The sequence below is a fragment of the Caballeronia sp. GAWG2-1 genome (assembly GCF_023631405.1).
In the GTDB taxonomy this organism is placed as follows: domain Bacteria; phylum Pseudomonadota; class Gammaproteobacteria; order Burkholderiales; family Burkholderiaceae; genus Caballeronia.
Genome location: NZ_JALQDD010000006.1, coordinates 66342 through 90262, shown reverse-complemented (window position 1 = coordinate 90262; position 23921 = coordinate 66342). Strand labels below are relative to the sequence as shown.

19 protein-coding genes are annotated in these 23921 nt (G+C 63.7%); 8 read left to right on the top strand and 11 right to left on the bottom strand.

Translation table 11 applies throughout. The annotated features are described in order from the left end of the window. Positions 1-17: 17 nt before the first annotated feature. Positions 18-2795: a ligase-associated DNA damage response DEXH box helicase gene (locus NCR98_RS02820; RefSeq protein ID WP_250525469.1), complete on the top strand. Its 2778-nt coding sequence runs from the start codon at positions 18-20 to the stop codon at positions 2793-2795. A 7-nt stretch (positions 2796-2802) separates the two neighbouring features. Continuing rightward, positions 2803-3465: a ligase-associated DNA damage response endonuclease PdeM gene (gene pdeM / locus NCR98_RS02815; RefSeq protein WP_250525468.1), complete on the top strand. Its 663-nt coding sequence runs from the start codon at positions 2803-2805 to the stop codon at positions 3463-3465. A 1-nt stretch (position 3466) separates the two neighbouring features. Here the strand turns inward: pdeM and NCR98_RS02810 are convergent, their stop codons facing one another. Then, a complete protein-coding gene (locus tag NCR98_RS02810; protein ID WP_250491877.1) occupies positions 3467-3907 on the bottom strand; it encodes a hypothetical protein in 441 nt (146 codons plus the stop codon). Positions 3908-4220: 313 nt separating this feature from the next. On the opposite strand from NCR98_RS02810, the gene NCR98_RS02805 reads away from it, so the two are divergent. Together NCR98_RS02805 and NCR98_RS02800 are read left to right on the top strand one after the other, a co-directional pair. Further along, complete coding sequence (locus NCR98_RS02805; RefSeq protein WP_250463404.1) at positions 4221-5393, top strand: MFS transporter; 1173 nt, start codon at positions 4221-4223, stop codon at positions 5391-5393. A gap of 52 nt (positions 5394-5445) precedes the next feature. Next, positions 5446-6618: an MFS transporter gene (locus NCR98_RS02800; protein ID WP_244827188.1), complete on the top strand. Its 1173-nt coding sequence runs from the start codon at positions 5446-5448 to the stop codon at positions 6616-6618. 201 nt (positions 6619-6819) lie between these two features. On the opposite strand, the gene NCR98_RS02795 is transcribed toward NCR98_RS02800, so the two are convergent. Genes NCR98_RS02795 through hmgA form a run of 3 tightly spaced genes read right to left on the bottom strand, consistent with a single transcriptional unit; the run spans position 6820 to position 10789 of the window. Beyond that, a complete protein-coding gene (locus tag NCR98_RS02795; RefSeq protein ID WP_250525467.1) occupies positions 6820-8154 on the bottom strand; it encodes an MFS transporter in 1335 nt (444 codons plus the stop codon). Between the two features lie 2 nt (positions 8155-8156). Then, positions 8157-9455, bottom strand: a complete 1299-nt coding sequence (fahA, locus tag NCR98_RS02790) for a fumarylacetoacetase (protein ID WP_250525466.1) — start codon at positions 9453-9455, stop codon at positions 8157-8159. Continuing rightward, on the bottom strand, positions 9452-10789 hold the full coding sequence (gene hmgA, locus NCR98_RS02785; protein ID WP_250525465.1) for a homogentisate 1,2-dioxygenase: 1338 nt from the start codon (positions 10787-10789) through the stop codon (positions 9452-9454). Before hmgA ends, fahA begins: the two co-directional genes overlap by 4 nt. Before the next feature lie 202 nt (positions 10790-10991). Here hmgA and NCR98_RS02780 point away from each other — a divergent pair, with 202 nt between their 5' ends. Then, positions 10992-11813 carry an EAL domain-containing protein gene (locus NCR98_RS02780; protein WP_244827185.1) on the top strand — a complete coding sequence of 274 codons (822 nt, stop codon included), beginning with the start codon at positions 10992-10994 and terminating at the stop codon, positions 11811-11813. Here the strand turns inward: NCR98_RS02780 and NCR98_RS02775 are convergent. Then, complete coding sequence (locus NCR98_RS02775; protein ID WP_250525464.1) at positions 11810-13357, bottom strand: FGGY-family carbohydrate kinase; 1548 nt, start codon at positions 13355-13357, stop codon at positions 11810-11812. The genes NCR98_RS02780 and NCR98_RS02775 overlap by 4 nt on opposite strands. A 335-nt stretch (positions 13358-13692) precedes the next feature. Between NCR98_RS02775 and dalD the strand changes: the two genes are divergently transcribed. The 3 genes from dalD (at position 13693) to NCR98_RS02760 (ending at position 17816) form a co-directional block, all read left to right on the top strand. Next, on the top strand, positions 13693-15072 hold the full coding sequence (gene dalD, locus NCR98_RS02770; RefSeq protein ID WP_250525463.1) for a D-arabinitol 4-dehydrogenase: 1380 nt from the start codon (positions 13693-13695) through the stop codon (positions 15070-15072). A 108-nt stretch (positions 15073-15180) separates the two neighbouring features. Next, positions 15181-16662 (top strand): xylulokinase, encoded by a 1482-nt coding sequence (xylB, locus tag NCR98_RS02765; RefSeq protein ID WP_250525462.1) that lies wholly within the window; start codon positions 15181-15183, stop codon positions 16660-16662. A 206-nt stretch (positions 16663-16868) separates the two neighbouring features. Continuing rightward, positions 16869-17816 carry a sugar-binding transcriptional regulator gene (locus NCR98_RS02760; RefSeq protein WP_250491869.1) on the top strand — a complete coding sequence of 316 codons (948 nt, stop codon included), beginning with the start codon at positions 16869-16871 and terminating at the stop codon, positions 17814-17816. 55 nt (positions 17817-17871) lie between these two features. On the opposite strand, the gene NCR98_RS02755 is transcribed toward NCR98_RS02760, so the two are convergent. The 6 genes from NCR98_RS02755 to NCR98_RS02730 form a co-directional block, all read right to left on the bottom strand. Further along, on the bottom strand, positions 17872-19020 hold the full coding sequence (locus NCR98_RS02755; RefSeq protein WP_244827179.1) for an ABC transporter ATP-binding protein: 1149 nt from the start codon (positions 19018-19020) through the stop codon (positions 17872-17874). Between the two features lie 48 nt (positions 19021-19068). Then, positions 19069-19737 (bottom strand): HAD family hydrolase, encoded by a 669-nt coding sequence (locus NCR98_RS02750; RefSeq protein WP_244827969.1) that lies wholly within the window; start codon positions 19735-19737, stop codon positions 19069-19071. Positions 19738-19792: 55 nt separating this feature from the next. Beyond that, positions 19793-20644, bottom strand: coding sequence for a carbohydrate ABC transporter permease (locus NCR98_RS02745; protein ID WP_250525461.1), 852 nt, complete (start codon positions 20642-20644; stop codon positions 19793-19795). After that, positions 20641-21576 carry a carbohydrate ABC transporter permease gene (locus tag NCR98_RS02740; protein ID WP_244827177.1) on the bottom strand — a complete coding sequence of 312 codons (936 nt, stop codon included), beginning with the start codon at positions 21574-21576 and terminating at the stop codon, positions 20641-20643. Before NCR98_RS02740 ends, NCR98_RS02745 begins: the two co-directional genes overlap by 4 nt. A gap of 74 nt (positions 21577-21650) precedes the next feature. Continuing rightward, on the bottom strand, positions 21651-23012 hold the full coding sequence (locus NCR98_RS02735; protein ID WP_244827176.1) for an ABC transporter substrate-binding protein: 1362 nt from the start codon (positions 23010-23012) through the stop codon (positions 21651-21653). Positions 23013-23242: 230 nt separating this feature from the next. Further along, entirely contained in the window at positions 23243-23833 is a 591-nt protein-coding gene (locus tag NCR98_RS02730) for a hypothetical protein (protein ID WP_250525460.1), read from the bottom strand. Positions 23834-23921 lie beyond the last annotated feature (88 nt).

Sequence of the window (23921 nt, the reverse complement as noted above, 5' to 3'; positions counted from 1 at the left end):
TCGCGCGGAGCATCGGCATGAGTGAACTCGACGATGCGGACGGTATCGATACGCCCGACACGCCCGACACGTCGGCGCGCTCCAGGCGCCGTGCGCCGCGTCCGCGTCGCGTGCCGCGCACGCAGGCGGCGCAGGCCAAGCTCGATGCCGCCACCGAGCTATTCAAACCCGCGCCGTTTGAATACGACGCGCAGGAAGCCGCGAAGCCGATGGACGAACGCATCACGCGCTGGTTCGATTCGCGCGGCTGGCAGCCGTTCGAGTTTCAGCGGGAAGTCTGGCGTGAGATCGAACGAGGCGCGAGCGGCTTATTGCATGCGACCACAGGCGCGGGCAAAACATGGGCCGTGTGGCTCGGGGCGCTTGCGGCGTACGCGGGACCGCCGAAGCCCAAAGCGGGCGCGAAGCGTAAAGGCAAAACCGCCGGCAATTCCCGGCTCGACGAGAAAGGCCGCGCGCTTGCCGTTGCGGACCCTGAGGACAGCGCGCAATCCACCGCAAAGACCGCCGACCGCGTTGCCACCATCACTGACAAAACGCCCCTCCCCGCGCCGCTCACCGTGCTATGGATCACGCCGATGCGCGCCCTCGCCGCCGATTCCGCCCGCGCCTTGCAAACGGCGGTGACGGCGCTCTCGGTGCCGTGGACCGTCGGCTTGCGCACGGGCGATACGTCATCCACGGAACGCTCGCGTCAGAACCGCCGCATGCCTTCCGCGCTCGTCACCACGCCGGAAAGCCTCACGCTCATGCTCACGCGCTCCAACGCGCGCGAAGAACTCGCGCACGTGCGGCTCGTCGTGGTCGACGAATGGCATGAACTGCTCGGCAACAAACGCGGTACGCAGACGCAACTCGCGTTCGCCCGCCTCGCGCGCTGGCGTCCCGAGGTGCAGATCTGGGGTCTCTCCGCCACGCTCGGCAATCTCGCGCTCGCGCACGACGCGCTGCTGCATCCCGTGCGCACGCCACGCGTCATCGTGCGCGGCGCGCAGCCGAAAACGCTCGTCGTCGACACGCTGATTCCCGAGACCATCGAGCGCTTTCCGTGGGGCGGCCATCTCGGCGTGCGCCAGGTCGGACCCGTCGCCGATGAAATCGAGCACGCGCAAAGCTCGCTCGTCTTCACCAATACCCGCTCGCAATCCGAGATCTGGTATCGCGCGCTTCTGGAGTTGAAGCCGGAGTGGGCCGGACTCATCGCGCTGCATCACGGTTCGCTCGACAAGGAAGTGCGCGACTGGGTCGAACTCGGTCTGAAGAACGGGCAACTGAAAGCCGTCGTCTGCACGTCGAGTCTCGATCTCGGCGTCGATTTTCTGCCGGTGGATCGCGTGTTTCAGATCGGCTCGCCCAAAGGCGTCGCGCGTCTCATGCAGCGCGCCGGACGTTCGGGACACGCGCCGGGGCGTGTGTCGCGCGTGACCATCGTGCCGACGCATGCGCTCGAACTCGTGGAGGCGGCCGCGGCGCGCTGGGCCATCGGCGAGCGGCGTATCGAAGGACGAGACATGCCGCTCAAGCCGCTCGATGTCCTCGTGCAGCATCTCGTGACCGTGGCGATAGGCGGCGGCTTCACGCCCGCCGACATGTTCGACGAAGTACGCACGGCGTATGCGTATCGCGATCTCACGCAGGCCGAATTCGACTGGGCGCTCGCCTTCGTCGAACGCGGCGGCACTTCGCTTTCGGCGTATCCGGACTATCACCGCGTCGTTCATGGCGACGACGGCGTGTATCGCGTGCCGCGCGAGGACCTCGTGCGCAGGCATCGGAATAATGTCGGGACCATCGTCGCCAATGCGACCATCAGCGTGGCCTACATGACGGGCGGACGGATCGGCGCGATGGAAGAATCGTTCATCTCGCGCCTGAAACCGGGCGATGTCTTCACCTTCGGCGGCCGCGCGCTCGAACTCGTGCGCGTGCGCGACATGACCGCCTACGTGAAACGCGCGACCTCCTCGCGCGGCGCGATGCCGCAATGGGCCGGCAGCAAGATGCCGCTCTCGTCCGAACTCTCCGAGGCCGCGCTCGTCATGCTCGCGCGCGCCAACGACGGCATCTACGACGAACCCGAAATGCGCGCCGTGCAACCGCTGCTCGACTTGCAGGCGAAATGGTCCGCACTGCCGGGACCGGGCGTCCTGGTCGTCGAAAGCGTGCGGTCGCGCGAAGGACATCATTTCTTTTGTTATCCATTCGCCGGGCGCATGGCGCACATCGGCCTGGGCTCGCTCATCGGCTGGCGCGTCGCGCGCGATCAGCCCAGCACCTTTTCCATTTCGATGAACGATTACGGCTTCGAACTGCTGTCGGCGCGGCCATTCGACTGGGAGACGCTCATCGAGGAAGGGCTTTTCTCGGCGGAAAATCTCGAGCACGACATTCTCGCGAGCCTCAATGCCTCGGAATTGTCGGCGCGGCGCTTCCGGGAAATTGCGCGCGTGTCGGGGCTGATTTATCAAGGGCATCCGGGGCAGCAGAAAAGCGCGCGGCAATTGCAGGCGTCGAGCGGGCTTTTCTACGAAGTGTTCCGCAAGCACGACAGCGGCAATCTGCTGCTCACGCAAGCCGATCAAGAAGTCATGTTGCAGGAACTCGAACTCGGCCGCATCCGCGCCGCGCTGCAACGCATGAGCGAAAGCCGTCTCGCGCTCACGCATCCGAAGAAGCCGACGCCCTTTGCGTTTCCGCTGATCATCGCGCGTCTGCGTGAAAAGGTGAGTACCGAAAAGCTGTCGGACCGCGTGGAGCGTATGCTTGCCGATCTGGAAAAAGCAGCGCAAGCATAGGATGCAAATGGCAATTGAAGCACTGACGGTCGACGTGAACGGTCACGCGCTCCTGCTTTCGGCGGAGCGCGCGGCCTTCGAACCCATTCTGATGACGCTCTTCATCGCCGACGCCCACTTCGGCAAGGACGCCGTGTTTCGCGCGCGCGGCATTCCAGTGCCAGTCGGCACGACGGCGGAAAGCCTGATGCGGCTCGATACGCTCGTCGCCACGCATAAACCTGAAGCAATCGTGTTTCTCGGCGATCTGCTCCATGCTCGCGAGTCGCATGCCGATGAAACGCTCACGGCGCTACATGCGTGGCGCATGCGGCATCGGCAAATGCGGCTCGTGCTGGTCGAAGGCAATCACGACAAGCACGCGGGCGCGCTGCCCGAAGCGTTCGGCGTGGAACTCGTGAAGGAGCCGTATCGGCTGGGACCGTGGGCGCTTTGTCATCATCCGCAAACCGTGGACGATGCCTACGCGCTCGCCGGACATGAACACCCTGTTTACCGGCTCGCGACGCGTGCCGACAGCGTGCGGCTGCCGTGCTTTCGCTTCGGCCAACGCTCGGGCGTGCTGCCCGCGTTCGGCGCGTTCACTGGCGGTTTCGAGGTCAACGGCGACGTGCGCGGCGAAGCGGTTTATGTCGTGGCGGGCGAACGCGTCTTCAACGTGCGCAACTGAGTCAGTGATACGTCGACGTCGACGATTGCAGCTTGATCAATGTCCCGCGCTGATAGCCGTACCAGCCGGACGACGTCTGCATGACGACTTCCTCGCCTTGCCAGAACACGCGTTTGACGACGAGCCTCTTGCCGATGCGCTGCACGAGCGGCGGCTTGTGACGAAAGTCGTAAAGCACGGGACCGACGTCGGTCTGCACGAGCGAGCGCGTGAGCGTGTCGGATGCGCCCGTCTGGTCGAAATGCACGACGCGCTTGGCGTCGAAGCGGTCGAAGGTATCGGTTCCGAGCACGGCGGCGAAGCCCGATTCGTCGCGCAGAAAATTGAGCGCGCCCGCCGACGTGGCAATGGGTCCGGTGGCGCTGCTTTGCGCCTGCGCGTGAACCGAGACGAGCAGCGCGGCAGCAAAGGCGGCGCCGAAAAAACTTTTGAGTTGGGACATGTCAATCAGTGGATGCTGCGTTTTTCCAACACTCGCCCAGAACTTCGCTCGCGCAAGCAATGGCGTCCTGTCAGAACATTACTAGAAACATCTGACGTCAACTAGCTGCCGTGCGGGTAAAACTCCGTCGACGAGGCGGCATTCGTCAAAATATCCGTTCGCGGGAGTGCATTGTCCGGGCCGAGCAGACTAAGGGTTTCCACCAGCATCAAAAATGACCTTTCGGTAGAATCCGAGCCTTCACTCGCCGACATTCGCGCCGCTCATTCCGACGACGCGCGCCGCGCGACACACCGCACTCGCACCCTCCGCCATGCCTCTGCCCCTTCTCGCTCTCGCCATCGCCGCGTTCGGCATCGGCACGACAGAATTCGTCATCATGGGCCTGCTGCCCAATGTCGCGCGCGATCTCGCGGTATCGATTCCGGCGGCAGGCATGCTCGTTTCGGGCTATGCGCTCGGCGTGACCATCGGCGCGCCGATTCTTGCCGTCGTCACGGCGAAGATGCCGCGCAAGAAGGCGCTCATGGGGCTGATCGGCGTGTTTATCGTCGGCAATACGCTTTGCGCGCTCGCGCCGAATTACTGGGTGCTGATGGGCGCGCGTATCGTCACCGCGTTCTGTCATGGCGCTTTCTTTGGCATCGGCTCGGTGGTCGCCGCCGATCTGGTCGCGCCGAACCGCCGCGCGCAGGCCATCGCGCTGATGTTCACCGGCCTCACGCTCGCCAACGTGCTCGGCGTGCCGCTCGGCACCGCGCTCGGCCAAGCGGCCGGCTGGCGCGCGACCTTCTGGGTCGTGACCTTGATCGGCCTCGCCGCGGCGGGCGCGCTCGCGGTTTGCCTGCCGAAGCACATCGAGATGCGCGAGACCAGCATCCTGCGCGAATTCGACGTGCTCAAGAACCCGCAGGTGCTGATGGTGCTCGGCATCAGCGTGCTGGCTTCGGCGAGCCTGTTCTCGGTCTTTACCTACATCACGCCGATTCTCGAGGATGTCACCGGCTTCACGCCGCACGCCGTGACTTACGTGCTGCTGTTGTTCGGCCTCGGCCTCACGGTCGGCAGCACGCTTGGCGGCAAGCTCGCCGACTGGAAGCTGTTGCGCTCGCTGCTGACGTTTCTCCTGTCGATCGTCGTGATCCTCACGATTTTCGCGGGCGCCATGCACGAACCGGTCTCGGCGATGATCACCATCTTCCTGTGGGGCGTGCTCGCGTTCGCGATCGTGCCGCCTCTGCAGATCCTGATAGTGAACCGCGCGAGCGATGCGCCCAATCTCGCCTCCACGCTCAACCAGGGCGCGTTCAATCTGGGCAACGCCACGGGCGCGTGGCTGGGCGGCTGCGTCATCAGCGCAGGCGCGCCGCTGACTTCGCTGCCGTGGGTCGGCGTGCTGATGGCGTGCTGCGCCTTTGCGCTCACGCTGCTTTCCGCGACGCTCGACAAGCGTGCGCGGCGCGTTGCGTTCGGGCAGGCCGCTTGAGGCTGCTGCCGATCCTCACGGGTTCTCGGCGAAGCGAGCGGCACGGCGGTATATGAAGGGCATTCTTTCTCGCGACTTTCTCGCGCTCATCCTGAGTGTCGCGGTGGTCGGCCTCGGGCTAGGCGCGACCATTCCGCTCACCGCGCTTGCACTCACGCAAGCCGGGTTCGGCACGGGCATCGTCGGCCTGATGACGGCGATGCAGGCAGGCGGCGGGCTGGCCGTCGCGCCTTTCGCAAGCCGCGTTGCGAGTCGGCTGGGCGCACGCGGGACGATTGTCGGGGCGGTGATCGTCGCAGCGTTCGCGACCATCGCAATGCAGTTCACCGTGAATCTGTGGCTATGGGCCGTGCTGCGCTTTCTATGCGGCGCGGCGCTGATGCTGCTATTCACCATTGGCGAAGCATGGGTCACGCAGCTCGCCGACGACTCCACGCGCGGGCGCGTCGTCGCCATTTACGCGACCAACTTCACTCTGTTTCAGATGACGGGGCCGGTGCTCGTCAGCGCCATCGGCGGCTGGACTTCGGCGCGCTTCGCCGTCTGCGGCGCGATCTTTCTGCTGGCGCTGCCCGCGCTCGCCTCGATTCGCGGCACGCCGCACACGCTTGCATCGCACGACGAACACGCTACCGCTGGCGACTGGCGGCATGTGTTGCCGCGCATGCCCGCGCTCGTGATCGGCACGGGTTTCTTCGCGCTCTTCGACACGCTCGCGCTTTCGCTGATGCCGCTCTTCGCGATCTCGCACGGCGTCGGCGCGGACGTGGGCGTGCTGTTCGCCTCCGCCATCCTGTTCGGCGATACCTTGATGCAGTTTCCCATCGGCTGGCTGGCGGACCGTATCGGGCGCACGAAGGTGCATGTCGGCGCGGGCGTGGTAGTCACGCTGCTGCTGCCGCTGCTGCCGTGGGCGGTCGAGTATCCGTGGTTGTGCTGGCCGCTCCTGTTCGTGACCGGCGCGGCGGCGGGCAGCGTCTATACGCTGTCTATCGTTGCGTGCGGCGAGCGCTTTCGCGGCACGGCGCTGGTGTCGGCGACGGCTATCGTCGGTGCTTCGTGGAGCGTGGCGAGTTTCGGCGGGCCGATCATCGCGGGGACGTTGATGGATCGCGTGAGTCCGGATGCGCTGATTGGCGTGCTGGTGGTCGCGGCGGCGGCGTTTCTGGGCGCGGCGGCTTGGGAGAAGCGCGCTTCGACAGATGACGCTGATTGCGTTTCCTGAACGTCCAACGCACCGTCTTTCTGTCGCATCCGGTTGCGAGCGCGCCACCGGATGCGTCGCCCTAGCAGGCATGGCGCACACGCCGTTACGCGCGGGCCTTCGTTGCACATCTGGATCGTGCCGACCGAAGGCCACGCGGCGGCGTGGCGCGACATCATGCGCCGGCGCCGGCTTCGCTTGAAGAATCAAGTCTCCATCACATCAAGCCGTCTGCGCCGCCCCACTTTGCTCCCGCCGCACGAAAGCCAGCACGCCAACCAGCAACGCCGAGCAGAACACCGGCAACGCCGCCGCATGAAAGAGCGACGCATTGCTCCATCCGAGCGCGATCATCTGTCCGCCGACGAGCGGCCCGATCACCGACCCCACGCGTCCGATGCCCAGACTCCAGCCGATGCCCGTAGACCGCAGCGAGGTCGGATAAAAATGCCCCGCGAGCGCATTCACCGCAGGCTGTCCACCGACGATGCAGAACCCGCCGGCAAACACCGCGACGAATAGCCAGAACTGCACGTGCGCCACGCCGCCGATCATCCCCACGCTCACCGCGCCCACGAGAAAGCAGGCCAGCAACACACGCACGAAGCCGAATCGTTCGATGAACCAGCCGAGCATGAGCGTGCCTACCACGCCGCCCGTCTGCAACAGCGTGCCGACCAGCACGGCCATGCCCGGCGAGTATCCCGCATCGCGCATGACGGTCGGCAGCCAGTTCGACAGGAAGTACAGATCGATGAGATTCATGAAGCTGATCGCCCACAAGATCAGCGTGACCGGCCCGCGGCCCGCGCGGAACAGTTCGGCGACCGGCGCGCCCGAACTCGCTTTTTCGCGGACGACGAGCCGCGTCGAGGCATCGATGGCAAGCGACGGATCGAACTTCGCGAGCCAGTCGCGGGCGCGCGCCTCGCGGCCCTTCAGCACGAGAAATTGCAGCGATTCAGGCAGCGCGATGACCATCCATACCGCGAGCAACAAAGGCACCAGGCCGCCGACCCAGAACACCGAACGCCAGCCGAAAGCAGGGATCAGCGCCGCGCTCACGAAGCCGCCCAGCGCCGCGCCGAGCGTGAAGCCGCACGAGACGAGCATCATCCGCTTGACGCGATGCTCGGCCGTCGAAAACTCGCCGACGAGCGCCATTGCGTTCGGCATGATGCAGCCGAGGCCAAGACCCGTCACGAAACGCAAGGCCGTGAGCACCGGCAAGCTGTCGGTGAACGCGGTTGCGATCATCGAGAACGCGAAGAAAAACGTCGAGCCGATCAACACCGGCCTGCGCCCGATGCGATCCGCCAGCACCGACAAGCCGAGCGCGCCAAGCAGCATGCCGAAAAGACTCGCGCTGAAAACCGGCCCGAGCGCCGCCTTCGACACGTGCCAGTCCGCGATGACGGCCGGCGCGACGTAACCCATCGCTTGCGCGTCGAAGCCATCGATCACGAGGCATAGTCCGCACAACACGAGCAGCATCGCCTGGAAGCCGGGACGGTGCGCGTGGCCAAGCGCGCTCTCCACATCGACCGCATTCGCCATGTTCAATCCTTGAAATTATTGCGCGCCGCGAGGATGCGCCCCGCGCACTCGCCGAAACCAATGCGATAACCCTCGCCCTGACACCATCCGCGCAAGGTGACTTCATCGCCGTCCTGAAGGAACGCGCGCTCGCCGCCTTCGACAAGGCTCAACGGCCGTTGTCCGTTCCACGTGCTTTCGAGCAAACTGCCGCACGATTGCGGCGTCGCGCCACTGATGGTGCCGGAGCCCATGAGATCGCCCACGCGCGTATTGCAGCCCGATGCCGTGTGATGCGTAAGCTGCTGCGCCATCGACCAGTACATCAGCCTGAAATTGGTGCGCGAGATGGTCGTGGCGCGGCTCGCGCCTTCCGGCCTCAGCGTCACTTCCAGGTCGATGTCGAACGCGTGCTCGCCCTCATGCCGCAGATACGCGAGCGGTTGCGGCTCCTGCACGGGCGTCGCGGTGCGGAAGGGTTCGAGCGCGTCGAGCGTGACGATCCACGGCGAAATGGTGGTCGCGAACCCTTTCGCGTTGAACGGTCCGAGCGGCACGTATTCCCATTGCTGGATGTCGCGCGCGCTCCAGTCGTTGAGCAGCACCATGCCGAAGATATGCGACTCCGCATCCGCGCAGGCAATCGGTTCGCCGAGCGCATTACCGCGCCCGATGATGAAACCCGTCTCCAGCTCGATATCCAGCTTGCGGCATGCGCCGAACACCGGCCGCTCTTCGTTGGGCGCTTTCAACTGGCCGTTCGGGCGGCGCACCGGCGTGCCGCTCACCACCACCGACGACGCGCGTCCGTTATAGCCGATCGGCATCTCGGACCAGTTCGGCAGCAGCGCATTCTTCGGATCGCGGAACATCGAGCCGACGTTGGTCGCGTGTTCCTTCGAGGAATAGAAGTCCGTGTAGCCGGGAATCTCGACGGGCAGATGGAGCGTTGCATCGGCGCGCGGAACGAGCGTGCGGCGGCGCAACGCGGAATCGTCGCGCAGCGTGGATGCGCCCTCTTGCAGCAGGCCGCTGAGCGCGCTGCGCACCGCGCGCCACGTATCGCGTCCGAGCGCGATGAAGTCGTTCAGACGCGGCGCGTTGAAGGTGCCGTGACCATCGACGAGACGCGCTTCTTCGAGCGCCGCCAGGTCCACGATCCAGTCGCCGATAGCCACACCCGCGCGCGGCCGCGGATTCACCGGGTCGCTGAAGATGCCAAACGGCAGGTTCTGGATCGGAAAGTCGCTCGCCGGATCGTTGGCGGAGTCGAGCCAGCTCTTGAGTTGCGGCGCACGCGTCGCGTGAAGCGCGTCGTTCATCGTTGCTCCGGGTTGAAGTGTTTCGTGAGCCCTTGCCAGCACTCGTAGTAATGCGCCTGCAATTGCGCGGTTTCGAGCGCGAACTGCGTCGGCTTGATGAGCGTGCGCGTCTCGAACATGAAGGCGAGTGTGTCGCCGACCTTCGCGGGCTTCGAGGTATCGCTTCTCGATGCCTTTTCGAAGGTATCCGCGTCCGGCCCGTGTCCCGACATGCAGTTGTGCAGACTCGCGCCGCCCGGCAGGAAGCCCTCGGCCTTCGCGTCGTAGACACCATGCACGAGGCCCATGAATTCGCTCGCCACATTGCGATGGAACCAGGGCGGCCGGAACGTGTCCTCGGCGGCGAGCCAGCGCGGCGGAAAAATCACGAAGTCGATGCTATCGACGCCCGGCGTATCGATCGGCGATTGCAGCACGAGAAAGATGGACGGATCGGGATGATCGAAGCTGATCGAACCGATGGCGTTGAAGTGGCGCAGGTCGTATTTGTAGGGCGCGTAGTTGCCGTGCCACGCGACCACGTCGAGCGGCGAATGGCCGATATCCGCGCGCCACAGCACGCCGTTCATCTTGGCGATGAGTTCGAACGCGCCTTCGCGGTCCTCATAAGCCGCGTGCGGCGTGAGGAAATCACGCGGATTGGCGAGCCCGTTCGAACCGATAGGCCCGAGATCGGGCAGCTGCAGCAACGCGCCGAAGTTCTCGCAGATATAGCCGCGCGCTTCGCCATCCGGCAGCGCCACGGCAAAGCGCACGCCGCGCGGAATCACCGCGATCTCGAACGGCGCGATATCGAGCTTGCCGAGTTCGGTCCAGATCGCGAGCCGCCCTGCTTGCGGCACGATCAGCAATTCGCCGTCCGCGCTGTAGAAGAAGCGCTCGTGCATCGAACGGTTTGCCGCGTACAAATGAATCGCGCAGCCGCTCATGGATTCGGCGGCGCCGTTGCCGGCCATCGTCACCCAGCCGTCGATGAAATCGGTCGGCGCGGCGGGCATCGGCAGCGGGTCCCAACGCAACTGGTTCGGCGGCGTGGGCGGCACATCGGCGAAATTGGCGACGAGCCGCGCGCGCGAGGCATCGCCAGTCAATTGCACGAACGGCCGATGCACCGCCGCCGGCCGGATGCGGTACAGCCACGAGCGCCGGTTATGCGCGCGCGGCGCGGTAAAAGCCGTGCCGGAAAGCTGCTCCGCATAAAGACCGTAGGCCGCGCGCTGCGGCGAGTTGCGGCCGATGGGCAGCGCGCCCGGCAACGCTTCGGTCGCGAAGTCGTTGGCGAAACCCGACTGATAGTGCGCGCTAGCGTCGGTATGCGTGTCGAACGTCGGCATGGTCGTGATCCTCGATGAGTGCCATCGCATAGTATTTACGAATGGTAAAACCAATTACGTTTAGTGAAATTTGTCGTAAACCCTGAGCGTGGCTTATCCCACCCGCATATGAATATGTGAATTTGGCGCAAGCCACGGCGCCATGCGCTGGTACCATCGACGGAATTCGTCCCACATTGGAAGCCTTAACGCCGAACGCGCCATGATCACCCCGTCCGTGACAGAACTCGTCAACCGCGCCAAGGCGCATCCGTTTCTCGGCGCGCATATCGTGCTGGGCGAAGGCGAGCACGCGGGACAAGCGGTCGCGAACTATGGCGAGTTGCGTATTGCAAGCGCGTATGAGCCGATCTTCGATGTCGGCACGCATAGCTTTCCGCAGGTGTTGAGCGCGTCGCCCGAGAGCGCGGAGCGTTTCGGCGACGAACTCGGCGTGCAGGCGCAGACGCTGATCGAAGGCGATACTCCGCACGATCCCTTTGGCCAACTGGACAACGACCGCGAACTCGTCGCGCTCGACCGGTTATCGCGCGCGCTGCATGCGTTCAATTTCTTCGGCGCGCAAAAGCCCGGTCTGCTGTTTTTGCGCGTGCATGAGCGGTTATTGAAGAGCGTGAAGTACGACCACGGTCTGCACTTCTCGTCGGTATTGCTGGAGTTCGGCGTGAATCCCGGACGCATCGTGATCGAATTGCCGGCGGCGGCCGTCGCGCACAAGACGTTTCTCGGCTACCTCATCAAAAGCTATCAGCGCTACGGTTTCAAGGTAGCGGGCAATCTGCCCAATGCCGGGCAGATCATGGCGGTATCGGACATGGCGCGGCTCGACTTCATCAAGATGGATGCGCGCGCCGCCTTGCGCGATTCCGTGGTCAAGCATCTGGTGGCGTATGCGCACAGGCTGCGCATTCCGCTCATCTTCAGCAATGTCGCCGATGCCGCGCAGTTCAATGCGCTCGAACAATACGACGTGCACTTCGTGCAAGGGCCGGTGTTCGACGCGCATCCCGGAGAATTGCGTTAGCTGTCGCTGCGCAGGCGATGCATCAGCGGCTTCAGCGCCGGATACAGATCGAGATAGACGCCGAAGCGGTCTCTATAAACGCGTTGCCGTGCTTCGTCCGGCTCTGCGCGATCCACGAGCGTGACCCAGCCGCCTTCCGCCGTTTCGCGTGAGATGAGATTGGCACCGAGCGCCGCGAGCAAGGCCGCGCCCATCGCCGCTTCGACTTCCTGTTCGATGGATTGCACGGGATAACCCGTTACATCCGCGATGATCTGCATCCAAAGGTCAGAATGCGCCGCGCCGCCGACCACGATCAGCTTGTCATCCAGCGATTGCGCGCCGCGCCGCCCTGCTTCCATGTTGTGCTTCAACGCAAACGCGACGCCTTCGAGCACCGCGCGATAGAGCGTCGCGCGCGTGTGAAAGAGATTCAAGCCCACGAACGTGCCGCTCGCGTGGGCATCCCAGACGGGGCTGCGCTCGCCCATCAGATAAGGCAGGAACACGACGCCGTCCGAACCCGCCGCGACCTTGGCCGCCGCATCTTCGAGCAGCCGATGCGGATCGCCATCGGGTATTTGCTTGGCCGCCGCGATCTCGGCCTGACAGAACTGATCGCGATACCACGCGACGCATGCGCCCGCCGTGCTCGCGCCACCGAACACGTAGAGATCGCGCTTGCCGTTGTAGACGTGCGGCATGGAGACGAGACCGTGTTGCGCATCGACGCTCTGGTTGATGTAGCCCCAGCACATGCTCGTGCCGATCATCGCGACATGGTGACCCGCGCGCGTCACGCCCGCCGCGAAAGTGGCGACGGCCGCATCGACGCCGCCCGCGACGATCGGTGTGCCCGCCGCAAGCCCGAGCTTGTCCGCCCACTGCGGCAACAGCCCGCCCACGATCTCCGACGACTCGACGAGCCGCGCGGGCATCATCGACACGGGAATGCCGAGCATGTCGAGCGCTTCTTCCGACCACGCGCGGCGGCCGATGTCGTACACGCCGCCGATATTGCCCGCCGAGCTGTGATCGATCGCGAGTTCGCCCGTGAGGCGCTGGATGATAAACGCGTTCGGCGGCAGGAAATAGCGCGTCTTCTTCCAGACTTCCGGCTGCTGCTCGCGCATCCACAGAATTTTCGTGAAGCCGTAGTAGCTGTCGACGCCGTTGCCGGTGATCGCCTCGATGCGCGCCATATCCACGTTCTGCCGCACCCATTCGACTTGCGCGGTCGCGCGGCGATCCATCCAGATGAGGCACGGGTAAAGCGCTTCCATGTCGTCGTCGACGGGAATGCCCGAGCCGCCGTAGAGACTGCTCACGCAGACCGACTTGATCTGATCGGCCGCGACGCCCTTCGCGCGCGCTTTCGCGACGCAGCCGCTCAAGGCTTCGGTCACGGCATCGAACCAGACGGACGGCCATTGTTCCGCCCAGAGCGGCTTCGGTGTATCCGGATGATAGGCGCTCGAATGTTGCGCGATGATTGCGCCAGTCGTATCGACGAGGAGCGCCTTCGTGCTCTGCGTGCCGATGTCTATGCCGATCACGTAATCCATGCTTTGTCTCCGACTCGTATCTTTCTGTGTGGTTTGCCGCGTCTTTGCCTATGGTTGATGCAGACCTTCGTTCAACGCCGGCCGTGCTGACTATCCGGGTTATTCCCGATTCGTCCTGTAACGGCGCGCTGGGCTACGTCCGGCGCTTAAGCGCCGCTGCCGCGCGCGGCTGCATGCGGCACCGCGCCTTGACTTTCGCGATGCCTAATACGATCATTCGATCAACCAAAGAGCAAATGCTCACCACGGCTGCGTAAATTGTGAGCGCAAGGCGTCGCAAACGCAAACGGTCGTCCGCGAAGAACGGGCGCACATCCAATCAAAGGAAGCGAGACATGACGAGCGAAAACAATGTGATCCTGCACATCGGCGCGGGGTCTTTTCATCGCGCGCATCAGGCGTGGTACTTGAGCCGGCTGATCGAATCGGGCGATGCGAGCTGGTCGCTCGCCGTGGGCAACATTCGCGGCGACATGAACGCCGTGCTCGATGCGCTCGCCGCGCAAAACGGTGAGTACACGCTCGAAACCGTCACGCCGCAAGGCGAGCGCGACTACGAAACGGTGCGCTCCATCCGCCGCGTGATTCCCTGGACCGCCGATCTCGACGGGCTCATCGCGGCGGGCAGCGCGCCCGAATGCAAGATCGTATCGTTCACCGTCACCGAAGGCGGCTATTACCTCGACGAACACGACAAGCTCGAAACCGGCAACGTCGATCTCGCCGCCGACCTGAAAGGCGCGAAGACCACCATCTACGGTGCCATTGCCGCCATTCTCGACGCCCGCATGAAGAACGACGCGGGCAAGCTGTCGCTGCAGAACTGCGACAACCTGCGCAGCAACGGCGACCGCTTCAAGGCGGGCATGCTCGAATTCCTCGAACTGCGCGGCGAAACGAAATTGCGCGACTGGATGATCGCCAACACCTCGTGCCCGAACGCGATGGTCGACCGCATCACGCCGCGTCCGACACCCGATGTCGCGGAGCGCGTGAAAGCCGCGACGGGTTTCGACGACCGCGCGCCGATCATGGGCGAGAAGTTCATTCAGTGGGTGATCGAGGATCACTTCATCGCGGGAAGGCCCGCTTGGGAGAAGGTTGGCGCGGAGATGGTCGAGTCCGTGCTGCCGTACGAAGAGGCGAAGATCCGCATTCTCAACGCGAGTCATAGCTGCATTGCGTGGGCGGGAACGCTCGTCGGCCTGCAGTACATTCACGAAGGCACGCAGGACCTGGAGATTCGCGCCCTCGCCGAAGCCTATGTCACCGACGACGTCATCCCGTGCCTCACGCCTAGCCCGATCGATCTGGCGAAGTATCGCGATGTCGTGCTCGACCGCTTCAGCAATCCGTATATCAAGGACACGAATCAGCGCGTCGCCGCCGATGGCTTCTCGAAGCTGCCGGGCTTTATCGCGCCGACGCTCGCGGAATGTTTCGAGCGCAACGTCGATCCCGACTCGACCGCGATTCTGCCCGCGCTCTTCTTTCGCTTCCTCGAACGCTGGCACGAAGGCAAGCTGCCTTATACCTATCAGGATGGCGTGATGGACCCCGCCGTCGCGCATGGCTATTTCACGGCCGACGATCCGATCAAGGCCTTCGCCGGCGACAAGCTGCTCTGGGGCAGCATGGCGCAGACCGAGAGCCTGGAGCGCGTGCTGCGCGCGGCAATCGGGCGCGTCGATGCGTGGCTCAAGAACCGGCCTTGATTGGCTCGCTTGGGTGTTGTGCTCATGGCGCATTGAGGCGCACGGCGTTACATTAGCGCCTCCGGTTTTCTGCCGGGCTTCGCGCCTGGCTTCGACAAAGGTCCGTTCATGTATTTAGGTATCGACCTCGGCACCTCCGAAGTGAAAGTGCTGCTGCTCGCAAGCGACGGCAGTGTAATCGGCACGGCGGGCACGCCTTTTACGGTGTCGCGCCCGAAACCGCGCTGGTCCGAACAAAATCCGCTCGACTGGTGGGCAGGCACGCGCGCCGCCCTCTTCGCCTTGCGCGACAAGTTTCCGAAAGAGTTCGCGCAAGTGCGCGGCATCGGCCTGTCCGGGCAGATGCATGGCGCGGTGCTGCTCGATTCGAGCGATCGCGTGCTGCGCCCGGCCATCCTCTGGAACGACATGCGCAGCGACAAGGAGTGCGCCGAGCTTTACGAGCGCGCGCCGAATCTGCACGAGATCGCCGGTAATCTGGCGATGCCCGGTTTCACCGCGCCCAAGCTGCTCTGGGTCGCGCACAACGAGCCGGAAATCTTCCGGCAGACGGCTTGCGTGCTGTTGCCGAAGGATTATCTGCGCATGCATCTCACGGGCACGAAGGTGTCCGATCCATCCGATGCCGCCGGCACGCTTTGGCTCGATGTCGCGCGACGCGACTGGTCGGACGAACTGCTCGCCGCGTGCAGCATGACGCGGCAGCAGATGCCGAAGCTTGCCGAAGGCAGCGAGCCTTCGGGCACCTTGCGTCCGGAACTCGCACGTGAACTCGCCTTGCCCGATGGCGTCATCGTTGCGGCAGGCGGCGGCGACAATGCGGCGAGCGCGGTGGGAATCGGCGCAACCGAACCCGGCGATGGCTTCCTCTCGCTCGGCACGTCGGGCGTGTTGTGCGTGGTGGGCGATCGCTTCAGGCCCAATCCGGCATCGGCGGTGCATGCGTTTTGTCACGCCATTCCGGACCGCTGGCATCAAATGAGCGTGGTGTTGTCGGCGGCGAGTTGCCTGCGCTGGGTATGCAAGCTCACGTCCACCGACGAGCCCACGCTGCTTGCGGAAATCGAGGCGCTGCCCGCCGATGCCTTATCGACCGCGCCTTTGTTCCTGCCGTATTTGAGCGGCGAGCGCACGCCGCACAACGACCCTTACGCGCAGGGCGTGTTCTTCGGCATGACGCACGCCACCGATCGCGCCTTGCTCGGCTATTCGGTGCTGGAAGGCGTGACGCTCGCCCTGACCGATGGTCTCGACGCCTTGCAATCCGCGGGCACGGAAGCGCATGCCTTGTCGCTGCTTGGCGGCGGCGCGCGCAGTGCGTACTGGGGCCAAATGTTCGCCGATGCGCTCGATACGCCCACGCGCACGCACGGCGGCGGCGAGACGGGCGCGGCGCTCGGCGCGGCGCGGCTCGGCTGGCTCGCGGCGGGCGGCGATCCGGCGACGGTGCTGACCAAACCTGCCATCAAACAGGAGTTCACGCCGAATGCCGAGCGCCACGCGGCGTTGCGCCAGCGGCTCAAGGGCTATCGCGAGCTGTATCAGCACGTGCGGCCGTTGTTCGATCCGGCGCGTCCGCGACTAGCCTGACGCCGAGAGACGTTCGAAAGCCGGCTGTTGCCGTTAAGCGGGCAGCCGGCTGTTTCGTTTTCCAAACGGCATTCATTGGCCGCCTTGCTTGGCCTGAACGCAGCGTTTCGGTCGTGCGGGTAAATATTCGGCGATGGTTTCCGACGATAAACCGCGCCGCGCGCTATAAAAAGAACTACAACTGAAGCAGACTCAATTCAACGACCGTGCCCAAGCCCAACGAAAAACTCGATCTGGCGACGCGCGCCGCGTGGCTCTACTACGTCGCGGGCAATACTCAGAATGAGATCGCCGAAAAACTGCAAATCTCGCGACCTGTCGCGCAGCGGCTCGTCGCCTTCGCGGTCGAAAAGAACCTGATTCGCGTGCGAGTCGATCATCAGATCGCCGATTGCCTTTCGCTTGCGAAGCAACTCAGCGACCGCTACGGACTCGCGATGTGCGAAGTGGTGCCCATCGACGGCGACAGCAACGAGCAAGTGGACCGCAAGCTCGCGGTAGCAGGCGCGCAGGTGATGGAACGCTATCTCGTCGATGAGAAACCGCTCGTCGTCTCCATCAGCAGCGGGCGCACGCTCAAGGCGGTGGTCGCGCAGATCGGGCAACTGGAGCGGCCGCAGCATCGGCTGGTGTCGCTCGTCGGCGCGATTGCGCACGATGGTTCGTCCAATCGCTACGACGTCGCGCAGCAGCTCTCCGAAAAGACCGGCGGCAAACACTTCATGCTGCCCGCGCCGCTCATGGCCGATAGCGAAGCCGAGCGCGCGCAATGGTGCAATCACCGTCTTTATCGGATCGTGGATGCGCTCGCGCAGAAAGCGGACGTGGCTTTCGTCGGCATCGGCAATGTGGGCATCAATTGTCCGCTGCACGAGGACGGGTTCATCTCGAACGCCGAAGTCCACGAGTTGATGAAAGCGGGCGCGGTGGCGGAACTGCTCGGCCTGCCGATCGATGCGAACGGAGCGCGCGTCGATTCGAAAACCGGCGCGCGTGCGACGAGCCTCAGGATCGATTCGCCGCCGAAACGGCCGACCATCGGCTTTGCCGGCGGCGAGCGCAAGCGCGCGGCGCTGGTCGCGGCGTTGAAGGGGAAGTGGTTGTCGGGATTGGTGACGGATGAGCTTTGCGCGCGCGCGGCGCTGGCGGCTTGAATCGCTCGTCCCATGACGCCGGCGTCCACGCGAGACACCGGCGCCACTGCGGAGATCAAGCCCGCGCCACGCTCGGCACAGCCAATTCCGGATGCTCCACGAGATAAGCTTCCACCACGTGCCGCCTGAACGCGATGCCGTCCGCGTTGAACAAATGGCAGTGTTCCGGCGACGCGCCCACCTTCAGCTTCTCGCCCCGCGTGTGCTTCTCCAAGGGCGGAATCCGCGAGATCAAGCCGTCCGGCGCCACCGATGTCTCCGCGTACAGATAAGCCGCGTCGCCTAACGTTTCCACGGTCATCGTCGAAGCGGACACGCCGTATTCCGAAACGTTCGGCTGTAACGCTTCCGGACGAATGCCGATAGTCACCGCATCGCCGGGCTTGGCATTGCCTGGCAGCACGCCGGCCAGTTGCGTCTCGCCGGTGGAATACTTCACGAGCACGCCATCGTCCTGAATGCGCTCGACCGTGCCCGAGAGAAAGTTCATCTTCGGCGAGCCGATAAAACCCGCCACGAACTTGTTGGCCGGCGCGTGATACAGCGTGTTGGGCGTGCCGACCTGCTCGATATTGCCCGCCGAGAGCACCACGATCTTGTCCGCCAGCGTCATTGCTTCGACCTGATCGTGGGTCACGTAGATCATCGTCGTCTTGAGATCGTCGTGCAGGCGCGCGAATTCCAGGCGCATCTTCACGCGCAACGCGGCGTCGAGATTGGAAAGCGGTTCGTCGAAGAGAAACACTTTCGGCTTGCGCGTGATCGCGCGGCCAATCGCCACGCGCTGGCGCTGCCCGCCCGACAACTGCTTCGGCTTGCGGTCCAGCAAGTGATCGATATGCAAGATCTTCGCGGCGTTCTTCACGGCCGCATCGATCGCGGGCTTCTTCTCGCCCGCGAGCTTGAGTCCGAACGCCATGTTGTCGTAGAGCGTCATGTGCGGATAAAGCGCGTACGACTGAAACACCATCGCAATGCCGCGCTTCGCGGGCGGCAATTCGTTCACGCGCACGCCGTCGATCGACAGATCGCCGCCGCTGATCTCCTCCAGCCCCGCGATCATGCGCATCAGCGTGGACTTGCCACAGCCCGACGGTCCGACGAACACGACGAACTCGCCGTCGTTGATATCGAGGTTGACACTCTTCATCACCTCGGTGTCTTCATATCGCTTGTTGATGTTACGCAGTGTCAGACTAGCCATGATCCGTCTCCATGTTTCTTTGTTTGCGACGCTTAGCCGAGCCTCTTTTCAAGGCGTCTCGAAGGTCGCATGCTGCAGCCATTGTTCGACGAGTGCGGGCAAGCGCGCCATGTCGTCGAAGACGACTTCCGCGCCCGCGCGCTTCAACGCGCCGATCTGTCCTTCCGTCGCATGTCCTCCGCCGATGAACCCCAGCACCTGCATGCCCGCCGCGCGCGCCGCCGTCACGCCGGTCACGCTGTCCTCCACCACGAGGCAGCGCAACGGGTCGACCTTCAACGCGCGCGCCGCCGCTAAATACACGTCGGGCGCAGGCTTCGGGTTCGCCACCATGTCCGCCGTGAAGCGCCTGTCGCCGAAAAACTGCACGAGGCCCGTGCGATTCAGGACGGTATCCACGTAAGCCGCGAAGCTGTTGCTCGCGCATGCCTTGGTGAGCGGCACGGCGGCAAGCGCCTCGGCGATGCCCGCGACCGGCGGCGCTTCTACCGCCGCCGCTTCGACCGCGCGGCGGATCGACATGATCTGATCCTGCGTGAGCGTGCGGTTCACGGTGTCCGCCGCGCTCGCGAGCACGGCTTCGATGCGCAAGCCGAGCAGCGGCATCACCACGGGTTCGATATCGACGCCTGGCCACAGCGTCTGCAATTCCGTGACGAGCATGCGCGCCGCCACGGCTTCGCTGTCGATGAGCACGCCGTCGCAGTCGCAGATCATCAGTCGATCTGCGAGCGCGGCTTCTCTGGAAGGTGTCAGGTTCACTGGGTACGCCTCACTTCACCGCGCCGAAGGTCAGGCCGCGCACCAGTTGCTTCTGCGAGAGCCAGCCGACGATGAGAATCGGCGCGACGGCAAGCAGCGACGCCGCCGAAAGCTTGGCCCAGAACAAACCTTCCGGACTCGAATACGACGCGATGAACACGGTAAGCGGCGCCGCGTTCGAGCTCGACAGGTTGATGCTCCAGAACGCCTCGTTCCAAGAGAGGATCACGAGCAGGAGACCGGTCGATGCCAGTCCCGGCAGCGACATCGGCATGAGCAGATAGACTATCTCCTGCCACGTCGTCGCGCCGTCTATGCGTCCCGCTTCGAGAATGTCGCGCGGCACTTCGTTGAAGTAAGTGAACGCCATCCACACGGCAATCGGCAAATTGATCAGCGTGTACACGATGATGAGACCCGACACCGTATCGAGCAGGCCCGTGTTCTTCCACAACAGATAGATCGGCACCAGCACGCCGACCGACGGCATCATCTTCGTGGAGAGCATCCACAGCAGCACTTTCTGCGTCTTCTTCGTGGGGAAGAACGCCATCGCGTAGGCGCAGGGCACGGCGAGCAACAGGCAGATCACCGTGACGCCCAGCGAGATCAGCACCGAGTTGAGCGCGAAGCCCCAGTAGTTGCTGCGCGCAAAGACCTCGCGGAAGCTGTCGAGCGTCGGCGTGAAGAAAAGCGACGACGAGTATGCCTGCTGCTCGGTCTTGAACGCGGTGATCGTCATCCAGAAGATGGGGAAGAACAACAGGATCGAAACGATCCACGCAACAATGCCGGGCGCGATGCGCTTCACATGTTCGAACACGGGCACGGGCGGCCTGGTGGAAACCGGTTGAGTGCTCATGACTCGTACTCCCCTTTGAGGTTCTTCGCGAGCATTCTCACGAGGAAGAACGCAACCACGTTCGCGAGGATCACCGCGAGGATGCCGCCCGCCGATGCGAGACCGACATCGAACTGCTGCAGACCGAGCGCATAGATGAGATACGACAGGTTGGTGGTCGCGGTGCCCGGACCGCCGCCGGTGGTCGTATAGATTTCAGCGAAGATCGACAGCAGGAAGATGGTTTCCATCATCACGACGACGGCGATTGCGCGACGCAAGTGCGGCAGCGTGATGAAGAAGAACATGGCGAACGGACCCGCGCCGTCGATGCGCGCCGCTTCCTTCTGCTCCTGATCGAGCGACTGGATCGCCGTGAAGAGAATCAGGAACGCGAACGGCAGCCATTGCCACGACACGATCATGATGACCGCGAAGAGCGGGTAGTCGGCGAACCAGTCGATCGGCTGCATGCCCATGGAACGCATCAGCGAGGCGACCAGGCCATACACCGGGTGCAGGATCATGTTCTTCCAGATCAGCGCGGACACCGTCGGCATGACGAAGAACGGCGCAATCACCAGAAGCCGCGCAATGCCCTGCCCGATGAATTTGCGGTCGAACAGCACGGCGAGCAGCACGCCGCCGATCACCGTGATGCCGAGCGTCGAGCCGATCAGGGTCAGCGTATGGCCAATGGACGGGCCGAACGCCGGGTCGGTGGCGAGGAACTCGTAGTTATCGAAGCCCGCGAAACCCTTAACATCGGGATTGAGCAGGTTGTAGCGCGAGAACGAAAACCAGATCGTCATCGCGAGCGGGATCGCCATCCACAAGAACAGGAGACCGGTCGAGGGCGTGATCAGCCAGCGCACCGACTTCGCGCGCTTCTTGTCGCGCTCGGCCGCGGACTCCTGGTAGTGGTCGGAGATAGGGGGATTCAGTTGACTCATCGTGACACCTCTCGATGATTGACCGGCCGCGCATCTTCGGAGGGCGAAGACGCGCGGCCTGCGAACTACGTGACTTACTTCTGATAGCCCGCCTGTTTCACTGCGCGATCGGCTGCCGCGTTGGCGGCCTTGAGCGCGCTATCGACGCTGCCCTGATTCGCGACAACGCCGGCGATCGACTGACCGACTACCGTGCCGAACGACTGGAACTCGGGGATGCCCACGAACTGGATGCCGCTATACGGCACCTTCTTGAGCGACGCATCGTTCGGATTGGCGCTTTCGATCGCCGCCAGCACGAAGTCGCCGAACGGCGCGGCCTGTTTGTACTCGGGGCGCGCGTAGGTGGACTTGCGCGTGCCCGGCGGCACCGAGGCCCAGCCCTCGTCCTTGCCGACCATTTCTATATATTCCTTCGACGTGGCCCACGCGGCGAACTTCTTCGCGGCGTCCTGCTGCTTCGACGTCTTCGGGATCGCGAGCGACCACGACCACAGCCAGTGCGAGCCCTTCGGCGTCACGGCGATCGGCGCGGCGGCAAAGCCGATCTTGTCCGAGACCTGCGACTGCGCCTTGTTGTAGAGCATGCCGGCGGCAACCGTCGCGTCGATCCACATTGCGCACTTGCCCGAGGACATCAGCGTGAGGTTTTCGTTGAAGCCGTTGGAGCTCGCTCCCGGAGGGCCGTCGGCCTTGAGCAAGTCCGCATAGAACGACACGGCCTTGTGCCATTCGGGCGAATCGAGCTGCGCCTTCCATTGTTCGTCGAACCAGCGGCCGCCGAAGGTGTTCACCACCGTCGAAACGAAGGCCATGTTCTCGCCCCAGCCTGCCTTGCCGCGCAGGCAGATGCCGTATTGGCCCTTGGCCTTGTCGGTCAGCTTGTCGGCGAATTGCTTGATTTGATCGTAGGTCGGCTGATCGGGCATCTTGAGGCCGGCCGCGTCGAACAGATCCTTACGGTAATAGGTCATCGAGCTTTCGACGTAGAACGGCAGCGCATAGAGCTGGCCGTTGTACGAGAGACCGTCGCGGGCGGTTTTCACCACGTCGTCGAGATCGTAGTTCGCGGGCAGATTGGCCATCGGCGTGAGCCAGCCACGCTTGCCCCACTGCGGCGCTTCGTACGTGCCGATGGTGAGCACGTCGAACTGGCCGCTGTTGGTCGTGATGTCGGTGGTGGCGCGCTGACGCAGCACGTTTTCCTCGAGAATCACCCACTTCAGCTGGATGTCCGGATTGGCCTTCTCGAACGCGGGCGAGAGCTTCTTCAGCTCGATCATGTCCGGGTTGTTGAGCGTGGCCACCGTGATGGTGGTCGCTGCTTGCGCAGGCGGCACGAAGGCCGCGCTTGCCGCGATGAGCGATGCGACGACGCCGGTCACGGCAAGCTGTGCACGCGGCTCTGTCCGAACGATAGTGTGGATGCGTTTCATTGTGGTGCGTCTCCTTTTTTGTTGGCATGGGCGCCATGCGGGAAACAGGCCGTGCGGCGATGTCTTCGATGCCGTCGGTGCCTGTCTCGCAAGCGCCGGTGTGCCGCTGCCTGCTGCCTCAGGGATGCGCGATGGATATCGCGTGGATTCCGGTTTTGCTTCGGGTTTTCTTTTGAATCTTCGCTGCGGTATCGCCTCTTACCTTTCGCTGCCTTCTTTGGTCTTGCGCCCTACCTTGCGTGCTCATCGTGCCGTTTCACTATAGACGGTGCGCCTCGCGCTGCAAGGGCCGTCAACTCGTCCGCTTGCCGCTTTTCGACGCTGAGCTTGCGGGCCATGATGTCGTTGACCGCGAAGACATGGCCGTGGATATCCCGCGATTTGCCGAGGATTGGGTGCATGTCGATGAGCGCCGCGTGACTGAAAGGAACGTCGATACCGCCGGAACGCTCGACGGTCTTGGCGACGATGCGCTCGAACACATGCACGCGTTCGCCAGCGTCTTCGGAGCGCCGACGGAGTTCGCTCTCGTCATCGACCAAGAGCTTCGCGCCTTCTTCAAGAAAAGACCGCGCCACCGCTTCGCCCATCCCACTCGTGGCAACCGTGATGATCGCCACCTTGTCGCTCAATCTCACCGACATCTCCGAGATTTTTTTGGTTCGAAGTGAGCGAACGCTCTGGCTTCGATCAATTGCTCTTTGTGTGGTCGAATGATCGGCGTTGTGTAGAGAAGTGTCAAGGCGGGAAAACCAGTTTCGATGGTGCGACGCGCAATTGCGTCCGCGGCGGAAAGCCGCGCCAGTCGCTGCTCCGAGCAACGGTCGTTCCTAAAGGTGCACTCGACGCTGATACGTTATATCATCTCGGAATTCTCCGATTCGGCATTCGACATGAACGCCGTGTCAT